The sequence below is a fragment of the uncultured Maricaulis sp. genome, assembly GCF_905480005.1.
Lineage (GTDB): Bacteria > Pseudomonadota > Alphaproteobacteria > Caulobacterales > Maricaulaceae > Maricaulis.
This window is the reverse complement of sequence record NZ_CAJQOO010000017.1, coordinates 36184-45026: the sequence shown is the minus strand read 5'-3', so window position 1 is coordinate 45026 and position 8843 is coordinate 36184. Positions and strand designations below refer to the sequence as shown.

Below are 8843 nucleotides of genomic sequence, written 5' to 3'. Positions count from 1 at the left end.
GCGGGTGTAGCTCAATGGTAGAGCAGAAGCTTCCCAAGCTTACGACGAGGGTTCGATTCCCTTCACCCGCTCCAAGTTCTCGTCACTCAACGCCCTTTAGTGCATCGTTCTTGTCGAGCGGCGCGTCGACGCCGAGCCGTCACAATATGCGTTTAACATGCCAAGAGGGTGTTCTGGTTGTGGGGGAAGTTCAATGTCGGGCGCGCGCACTAATACAGGATTAGGCCGTCGGCTCTCACAATTGGTGTCGATCATGCTCAGCGTGTTTCGTACCCTCATCGCCTATCTCACATTCACGGCGACATTGCTGACCGCTCTGACCCTTGTCGTTCGGCGCGATTTTTCCAATGCCGTCTTGTCAGTGGTCGCGGACTGGCTCAGCCAGCTTGACCAGATTGTTGAGGTTGCCCGCCGGATTGTAGAGGCGTGGCACGAGATCGCCGTCGCACCCTTGGCGGCCCTGTTGGGGGCGTGGCTAGAATGGTCCCCCTCTCTTCTGCTGGTCGAAATAGGCACGCTTGTGTTGTTTGCCATAGGTCCTGCACTGCGAGCCGTCTGGACCGAGCAGTCGATCAGGTCATCTATCAAGCAGCGGCTGAGTTGGGTCGCGGACTTGCGGCAGGCGCAGGCCCTGCAGGCCAGAGCGATCAGCGAACTCAAGAGCTTCAGAAGTGAATTGCAGGCCTCCTATGACGACCGAAACTGGTCTCGCGCCAAGAAGGCTGGCAAGGCCCTGGGCAGTATCGCGCTCGCCGGATTGAGTTTGCTGTCCGGTGGCGGCTCGGTCCGCTTTGTCGAGCCGGCGTTCAGATCTGCTCTAGACAGCCTGTCCAGCTGGGATGAGGTGCAGGACAAAATTCGGTCGCTCGGCAAGGATGTCGAGCGGCTGGAGGCCGAACAGGCCCGAATTCATCAACGGATCGAGGCGTTGAGCGCGCGTGACAATCATCTTGTCGGGCGCCTGGCCAATGCGTCAGCGGAAGAAGCGGAGGCAGCGATCCGTGCGCATGTCGCCCATCGGATGCGCTTTGCAGTTGCGCTGTCGCGTTCCGCGCTGGGAGTCGTGCTGGCTGTTGTGCTAGCGTATATTGTCGACTGGACGTGGCCTGGGCTCTGAGGGGCGGCCCATCTCGGCAGCGCTACATACGCCGCGGCCGCAACGCCGCCGGGTCGACACCGGCGAGCTCCACCAAATGCACTACCAATGCGACGCACATAGCGGCCGAGACGATCGCGATCAGCGTCCAGGGGATGAGGCGCGGGCCGCGCTCCGGACGGACAGGCTGGCCGGCCCGCCAGCGGGCGAGCAGGAAGAGACCGACGCACAGGGCGAGTCCGACAAGGGTCGAGGTGAGGCCGAGATACATGATGGTCCGGTCAGGGCGCTGACGCCGTGCTCCGTCTTCTCCCAGTAATGCGGATCGAAGATGAGTTGGCGCAGCGCACGCAGGGCCGCAAGTGTCTGTAGCAGCCAATAGCCGGGCATGGCGATGAGATCGCGCCGCCTCAAAGGCAGGCCGGCGCGGCGCATCGCGACCGCAGCACAGGCGATCGCGCTGGCATATCCTGCCGCCATGAAGGCGAGGGCCGGCAGGCCGGTCAGGGCGCCGGACGGGTTGAGCAGGAAGGCTGTCAGACAGATCAGGCTGAGCGGCGCATGCAGCAGGGCCGAGACCGCAGCGCCGCCGAGTACCAGCACACCGGGCCAGACCCGCCGCCAGGGCGTGCGCGGATTGGCGAGCAGGACCGCTATCGTCTGGGCATAGCCCTTGATCCAGCGTGTGCGCTGTTTGACCCAGGGCGACAGGCGCAAGGGCGCTTCCTCTTCGGTCAGCGGCTCGATCAGACCACAATGATAGCCCGCTGCATGCAGGCGCAGGCCGAGATCGGCATCTTCGGTCACATTCCACGCATCCCAGCCGCCCAGGGCCAGCAGGGCCTCCCGGCGGAAATGATTGCTTGTACCGCCCAGCGGCAGCGGCCAGCCCAGGCGCTGATAGAGCGGCAGGAGGGCGTGGAAATGGGCGGCATATTCCAGCGCGAACTGGCGGGTCAGCCAGGTCTCGTGACGGTTATACCAGTTCAGCGGAGCCTGAATGCAGGCGAGGCGGGGATCGGCAATCCGGAAAACTTCCGCAGCGCGGCGCAATTGGTCGGGATGGGGGTGATCCTCGGCGTCGTGCACGGTGACAAGCTCGCTGCGACACAGGCGCAGGGCGTAATTGAGGGCGCGCGGCTTGGTACGCGGTTCGCCGGGCGGGACAATGACAATCTCGAAGCGGTCATCCAGCGCCAGACCGCGCGCCGTGTCGATGGTCGCCCTGTCATCCGCCTCCAGGACCAGTTTGAAGGCGATGCGGCCTGGCGGATAGTCGATGGCGGCGAGGGAGGCCGCGAGTTGCGGCAGGACAGCAGCTTCCCGATAGAGCGCGACCATTATGGTGGCAGTCGGGAGCGCCTGATCCGCACAGTCGGGACCTCGCATCCATTGCGGGCGAAAGCTGACTGCACCGATGCGAAGCGCAATGAGGGCCGCAAACAGGCTGCAGCTGGCAAGACTGGCCAGAGCGAGCGCAGGGCCTGGCAGCAGGACGCCGATCGTCACTGCCAGAGCCAGCGCCACCAGCCCGATCCGTCCAGCCCGGCGGGAGACCGGCCCGAAGGCGCTCATCTCCGGCGCGCGGCGGGGCAGACCGAGGGCAGCCGTCTCGCTCCAGAGGTTTGCAAGACGCGGTGGCGGGTTTGCAACCCGTGTGGGGCGGAAAACTTGCCCGCCGCGCGGTCGCCAGCGTGGGGCTGCCGCGCCGTCTGCCTCTCTCACTGGCCCCATATCGCTGTCCAGCAGGGCCATGGCACACCTCCCCCTCACCCGTTATCCGGGCAGGAGAGCATAAATGCACTTATAAGGCGAATCCGATCGGTCTAAGCTCTGGGATTGACGCAGGTGACGAAGCTGGGCTGGCCGAGATCACAATCGGCCAGTTCGAAGACGCAGGCGGTTGCGGTCGGATAGCCCGCGGGCAACTGCCGCGTCGCACCGCACAATTGGGCGAGCTTGTGGGCAAAGCCGCCAATGCCCGGATTATGCCCGACCAGAAGAAGGGTGCGCTTTGGCGACAGCACATCGCGCGTGGCGCGTTCCAGCATGTCGGTGGAGGCGTGATAGAGGACCATCGGGTCCTCCAATTGTGGCGCCCCGAGTTGCGGCAGTAACTGGTCATAGGTTTGCCGGGTCCGCCATGCCGGGGAAACCAGGGCGATATCCGCCTTCAGACCCGCTGCGCAGAGGGCATCGGCAGCGTCGGCAGCATCACTGCGGCCCCGCGCCGTCAGGCCACGCTGGAAATCGTCTTCGGCCTCGAGCCGGTCCACGGCCTTGGCATGTCGCATCAGAATGAGGGTGGCAGTCATGGCGTCCGTTCTCCGGATCCTTGGCCGGCTGGTTCACATTCGGGTGCACCGGTCGGGGAGGGCTTGAACTCCCGGCTGACAAGGCGCACCTACTCCTAGGCCAGTTTCATCGCGTTTTGAACCGAGGAGAAAGACATGGGTCTGCTGTTGGGCGATATCGCCCCGAATTTTCAAGCCGAGACAAGTGACGGTCCGATCAGTTTTCACGACTGGATCGGTGATGATTGGGTGATTTTCTTCTCCCATCCTGCTGACTACACCCCGGTCTGCACGACCGAGCTGGGCTTCACCGCCAAGCTTAAGGACGAATTTGCCAAGCGCGGCGCCAAGGCAATCGCGCTCTCGGTCGACAGCGTCGAGGATCACAAGGGCTGGATCAAGGACATTGAGGAAACCCAGAATGTCCGCATGAACTTCCCGATCATCGCCGATACGGATCGTGCCGTGTCCGAGCTCTACTCGATGATCCATCCGAATGCCGACCCCAAGCTGACGGTCCGCTCGGTCTACATCATCGATGCGAACAAGAAGATCCGCGCCACCTTCACCTACCCGCCCAGCGCGGGCCGGAATTTCAATGAGGTTCTGCGCCTGATCGACAGCCTGCAGCTGACCGACGGCTACAAGGTGGCGACACCGGTCAATTGGGAAGACGGCCAGGACGTGATCGTGGTGCCGTCCATCTCGGACGCCGAGGCCGACGCGCTCTTCCCCGCCGGCTACAACAAGATCAAGCCCTATCTGCGGGTGACCAAACAGCCGAACAAGGTGGATGAGCCCGCCGAGTAGGCGCATCCGACACGGTTATGGAGAGGCGCTCGGGGCAACCGGGCGCCTTTCTTTTGGGTTCGATTGTAAAGCGTGCTTGACGACAAGTTTCCTTTACTCCATATAGTCAAGGTCACTTTACAGTCCTGAAGGAGGTTTTCATGACAATGCGTGAGTGGATCAAGGATTTTGGCGACGCCGGTGAGCCGCCCAGCCTGGCGTCTCTGGCGCTGTTTGCGGTGGTTTTCCTGCCAACGCTCTTTCTGGCCGGCATGGTCGGCCCGTCGCTCGAGATGGTGCGGGATGTCATTGGTGGCCTGTCCACGGAAATGAAAATCGCCGGCCTGACCGTCTTCATCCTCGGTCTGATGGCGATTGCCCGGATCTTCACACTGCTGATCGGTGGCCGCGAAAAGGACGTGTCATGAGCACGGCGGAAAAACAGGCGTCGGTAACCCGCCGCTATTTCTGGCGTACTTTCGTGGCGATGATCGCCTTCACGGCGATCCTCGTTGCGATCGACAAGATCGTGGATCCGTCCTTGAACGGCTGGGACGCGATCTCCGCCTGGCCGCTGGTCGCCCTGACCTGCCTGCCCTTGCTTGGCTATGGCTATGAGGTGGTCCGCTATGTCCGCTCGATCGACGAGATGCTGGCGCGCATGCAGGTCCGCGCCGCGGCGATAGCGATGCTGGCGATGCTTCTGTTCAGTGCGATCTTCGGGGTGGCCGAGATCTACGGCATCTTGGAACCGCTCAACATGACCATGCTGTTTCCGTTGGCCGCGGTCGTGCACTCGCTTGCTGCCGCCGTCCAGCAGGTGCAGGTGCGATGAAGAACCGGCTCAAGGAATTGCGGGGCGAGAAGGGGTGGAGCCAGCAGGCGCTGGCAGACCGCCTCGACGTCTCGCGCCAGACCGTCAACGCCCTGGAGACCGGCAAGTATGACCCGTCCCTGCCGCTGGCCTTCAAGCTCGGGCGTCTGTTCGGCGAACCGATCGAAAGCATTTTCGATGATGAGGGGGCGGGATGAGACCGCCCCCTCAATCCAGCGTCTGCCGATAGCGCAGCATGGCCACCGTCGCGATCACCGCGAAGATCACCATTAGCGGCCAGATTTGCGGCCAGACATGATCCAGCCCGGCCCCTTTCAGCATGATCGCCCGCACGGCCCGGATGAAATGAGTGGCCGGGATCGCCTGGCCGATCGCCTGCGCCCAGTGCGGCATGGCGGCGAAGGGGAACATGAAGCCGGACAGGAGGATCGATGGCAGGAAGGCAAAGAAGGTCAGCTGCATGGCCTGCATCTGGCTGCGTGCCACGGTCGAGAACAAAAAGCCGAGTGCCAGATTGACCAGGATGAAGAGCGAGACCGCAACAAGGAAGGCGATCGGTGACCCCAGAAAGGGCACGCCGAACAAAAGCCGCGCCCCCGCCAGCATGATGGCCACCTGGATGAAGCCGACAACGACATAGGGCGTGATCTTCCCGATCATCACTTCATGCGGCCGGGTCGGGGTGGAAAGGAGCGCTTCCAGCGTCCCGCGCTCCGCCTCCCGGGTGAGGGCCATCGAGGTCATCATCGCCATGGTCATGGTCAGGATGATGCCGAGCAGGCCGGGCACGATATTGAGCGCCGTGCGTCCGGCCGGATTATACCGTCTATGGATCACCGTCTCGACGGGCGGTGTCATCTCGCCGAGCATGGGTGCCAGCGCTTCCTGGACAATGGAGGGGAAGGCACCGCTGCCGGCGCCCGCGGCGACCGGGTCCGTGGCATCGACATCCAGCAGGATCTGCGGTCGCTCGCCGCGTGCCAGGGCGCGTTCGAAGCCGGGCGGTATGGTCACAATGAACGCGGCCTCGCCGTCTCGCATCACGGTCTCGACGGCGTCACCCGGCGCCACGGTCCCGATCAGGTCGAAATATTCCGAGGTCTCCATCGCCTGCAGGATGGCGCGACTGGCCGGTCCGGTATCTCCCATCTCCACCAGGGTCGGCAGATCGCGTGGGTCTGTATTGATGGCATAACCGAACAGGAGGAGCTGCATGACGGGGATGCCGACCATCATGCCGAAGGTCAGGCGGTCGCGCAGCATCTGGATGAATTCCTTGCCCAGAATGGCGAGAATGCGCGAGAGGCCATTCATCGGAAATTGTCCTCCGCGCCGGTCATCAGCCAGATAAAGGCCTCTTCCAGCCCGGTCTTTGCTGCGGTGACCGTGAGGCCGTCCTGATTGCGATAGCGGGCGATGGCAGCGTCCAGGCCCGCCTCATCCCGCCCCGAGACATGCAGCGCCGCACCAAACCTGGCGATCTGCTCGACCCCGTCGGCCTTTTCCAGCGTGTCATAGACCGGTTGCAGGCCCTGACCCTCAATGCGGATTGTCTTCAGGCCTATCCGGCCTGGAATTTCACTCGCGGGGGCATCGATCAGCTTGCGGCCATAGGCGATGAAGGTGATGTTGTCGCACTGCACCGCCTCATCCATGTAGTGGGTCGAGACGAGCACGGTTACGCCTTGCCGCGCGAGGCGGCGGATACGGTCCCAGAAATCGCGCCGGGCCTTGGGGTCGACGCCGGCCGTGGGCTCATCCAGCAGGAGGAGGCCCGGCTCGTGCAGCGAGGCAGCCGCGAGGGCGAGCCGCTGCTTCCAGCCGCCGGACAGATTGGCGGCCAGCTGTCTGGCGCGCGGGGCGAGGTCATAGGTCTCAAGCGCCGTGTCCACGACGGTACGAACGCCTGGCAAGGCGTGCAGTCGCGCCATGAAGGTGAGATTTTCGCGCACCGTCAGATCGCCATAGAGCGAGAAGCGCTGGGTCATGTAGCCCACGCGCGCCTTGATCTCCCGGCTCTGGCGAATGATGTCGAGGCCCAGCGCAGTCCCGCCGCCCTCATCCGGTCGCAGCAATCCGCACATCATGCGGATCGTGGTTGTCTTGCCGGATCCGTTCGGGCCGAGAAAGCCGTATATCCTGCCCGGCGGGACCTGCATGTCGAACCTATCGACGACCTTCGTGCCGCCAAAGGATTTGCTCAACCCGCTCACATCAATGGCGAGCGGCTCGCTCATGGCAGGGGCTCGAAGAAGAGCGGTGTCCCGGGCGGCGGCGCCGCGCCGTCAAACCGGGCCTCCGCGCGAAAGACGAGGCGGGCGCGTTCGCTGTCGGAATAGAGGATGGGTGGCGTGAATTCTGCCTCGTCCGCGATCGTGGCGATGGTGACCCGCATCCCTGCCGGGCAATTATCGCAGCGGACTGCCAGGCGGGTACCGACCGGCAGGCGGGCCAGTTGCGGCTCGGGGATGAAGAGGAGTGCATGCACGGCGCCGGTCGGCAAAATCTCAAAAACGGGCGCGGTTGGTCCGGCCTGTTCGCCGACGAAGCGGAGCTGGCGATGGATACGCCCTCCGGATGGGGCGCTGACGGTCCGCAAATCAAGCCGGTAGAGCGCTGCGTCCCGCTCTGCCTCCGCCCCGGCAATGTCCGCCTGCAGGGCGCGTAATTGGTCGGCACGGGCAGGCAGGCGCACAATGTTGAGGCGCTCGCGCATTTCATCGACGCGGGCATCGGCCGTGTCGGCCGCCGCTCGGGCCGTGTCGAGGCGGGCCTGCGAGATATGGCCATCGGTGAAGAGGGACTGGTTGCGGTCGAGCGCCTGGGCCGCATCATTCTGGGCGGCGAGCGCCTGACGCAACTGGTCGCGTGCAGCTTCGATCTCCGGGTCACGGGCGCCCGCGAGCGCATCGTCATAGCGGGCTGTTGCGGCATCAATCCGGGCCGAAGCGGCAGCCAGTGCCGCGACTTCCGCGGTCGCGTCCTGACGCAGAAGTTCTGCACCCGTTTCAACGGGCTCGCCTTCCTGCGCGGACGTGCTGATGATCAGGCCGGGCTGCTCCGGCGCGATACGGATGAAGTCGCCTTCGACATAGCCGTGCAGGCCGGGCGCCGGTTCGCCATTGCAGGCGCTGACCCACAGGGGCAGGGCCAGGAGGAGGGCGGTCAGGGGGAGGCGGGTCATGGTGCGTTCGCTCGCGGCTTGAGGCCATTGAGGAGAATGTCGGCGAGGGCGTCGGCCATTTCGGCCGGATCGGTCAGCCGGTCCGCCGGGAAGCCGAAGATCGAGGTCAGCGCCATGTGCGCGATGCCGGGACCGGCGGTGGCGCGCATGAAGGCGTCGGCATCGACATCGCGGAATGTCCCGCTCTCCACGCCAGCGGCCAGAAGTGCGCGAAGCGCGCGCCGGGCCACGTCCAGGACCTGGCTGCGGTAGTGCGCGGCGATCTCGGGAAAGCGTCCGGCCTCGGCAAAGACCAGGCGCGGCGCGGCATTGATGTCCGGGTCGCCCATGGCGGTGAAGAGCATGCGCAGGAGGCTGCGAAGGGCTGTTTCGGCATCCTGGGGCGCGCCCATCGCCACCAATTGCTCTGCCGCCTTGGCGAGCTGGCCGGCTGACTGTTCCACCAACCCGTTCAGCATCGCTTCCTTGGACGGGAAGTAGAGATAGACCGCGCCTTTGGAGAGGCCGGCCTGACGCGCAATGTCCTCAACACGCGCGGCCGCAAAGCCCTGGGTCGAGAAGACGGTGAGGGCGGCATCAAGGATTTCGTCCGGGCGGGCTTCCGGTCGGCGGCGGTGGGCGGGGCGTGGTGTCATGGCTGTTATA

Annotated in this window: 11 protein-coding genes and 1 tRNA gene; 6 read left to right on the top strand and 6 right to left on the bottom strand. The window is 64.4% G+C overall.

Going from position 1 to position 8843, the window contains the following annotated elements:
• Both QZ266_RS02810 and QZ266_RS02805 read left to right on the top strand, forming a co-directional pair.
• A tRNA-Gly gene (locus QZ266_RS02810) sits at positions 1-74 on the top strand.
• Between the two features lie 119 nt (positions 75-193).
• Entirely contained in the window at positions 194-1117 is a 924-nt protein-coding gene (locus QZ266_RS02805) for a hypothetical protein (protein WP_295691473.1), read from the top strand.
• Between the two features lie 120 nt (positions 1118-1237).
• Here the strand turns inward: QZ266_RS02805 and QZ266_RS02800 are convergent, their stop codons facing one another.
• Both QZ266_RS02800 and QZ266_RS02795 read right to left on the bottom strand, forming a co-directional pair.
• Complete coding sequence (locus QZ266_RS02800) at positions 1238-2851, bottom strand: glycosyltransferase (protein WP_295691471.1); 1614 nt, start codon at positions 2849-2851, stop codon at positions 1238-1240.
• A gap of 71 nt (positions 2852-2922) precedes the next feature.
• Positions 2923-3411 (bottom strand): histidine phosphatase family protein, encoded by a 489-nt coding sequence (locus QZ266_RS02795; RefSeq protein ID WP_295691470.1) that lies wholly within the window; start codon positions 3409-3411, stop codon positions 2923-2925.
• A 135-nt stretch (positions 3412-3546) separates the two neighbouring features.
• Between QZ266_RS02795 and QZ266_RS02790 the strand changes: the two genes are divergently transcribed.
• The 4 genes from QZ266_RS02790 (at position 3547) to QZ266_RS02775 (ending at position 5211) form a co-directional block, all read left to right on the top strand.
• A complete protein-coding gene (locus QZ266_RS02790; RefSeq protein WP_295691468.1) occupies positions 3547-4200 on the top strand; it encodes a peroxiredoxin in 654 nt (217 codons plus the stop codon).
• A gap of 140 nt (positions 4201-4340) precedes the next feature.
• Entirely contained in the window at positions 4341-4607 is a 267-nt protein-coding gene (locus QZ266_RS02785; protein WP_295691466.1) for a hypothetical protein, read from the top strand.
• Positions 4604-5014, top strand: coding sequence for a hypothetical protein (locus tag QZ266_RS02780; protein WP_295691464.1), 411 nt, complete (start codon positions 4604-4606; stop codon positions 5012-5014). Before QZ266_RS02785 ends, QZ266_RS02780 begins: the two co-directional genes overlap by 4 nt.
• Complete coding sequence (locus tag QZ266_RS02775; RefSeq protein ID WP_295691462.1) at positions 5011-5211, top strand: helix-turn-helix transcriptional regulator; 201 nt, start codon at positions 5011-5013, stop codon at positions 5209-5211. Before QZ266_RS02780 ends, QZ266_RS02775 begins: the two co-directional genes overlap by 4 nt.
• A gap of 10 nt (positions 5212-5221) precedes the next feature.
• Here the strand turns inward: QZ266_RS02775 and QZ266_RS02770 are convergent, their stop codons facing one another.
• The 4 genes from QZ266_RS02770 to QZ266_RS02755 are packed head-to-tail and all read right to left on the bottom strand — an operon-like array spanning position 5222 to position 8833.
• On the bottom strand, positions 5222-6328 hold the full coding sequence (locus tag QZ266_RS02770; RefSeq protein WP_295691460.1) for an ABC transporter permease: 1107 nt from the start codon (positions 6326-6328) through the stop codon (positions 5222-5224).
• Entirely contained in the window at positions 6325-7251 is a 927-nt protein-coding gene (locus QZ266_RS02765) for an ABC transporter ATP-binding protein (RefSeq protein WP_295691459.1), read from the bottom strand. Before QZ266_RS02765 ends, QZ266_RS02770 begins: the two co-directional genes overlap by 4 nt.
• Positions 7248-8198, bottom strand: coding sequence for an HlyD family efflux transporter periplasmic adaptor subunit (locus QZ266_RS02760; protein ID WP_295691458.1), 951 nt, complete (start codon positions 8196-8198; stop codon positions 7248-7250). The genes QZ266_RS02765 and QZ266_RS02760 overlap by 4 nt, the downstream gene beginning before the upstream one ends.
• Positions 8195-8833 carry a TetR/AcrR family transcriptional regulator gene (locus tag QZ266_RS02755; RefSeq protein ID WP_295691456.1) on the bottom strand — a complete coding sequence of 213 codons (639 nt, stop codon included), beginning with the start codon at positions 8831-8833 and terminating at the stop codon, positions 8195-8197. Before QZ266_RS02755 ends, QZ266_RS02760 begins: the two co-directional genes overlap by 4 nt.
• Between the last annotated feature and the right edge of the window lie 10 nt (positions 8834-8843).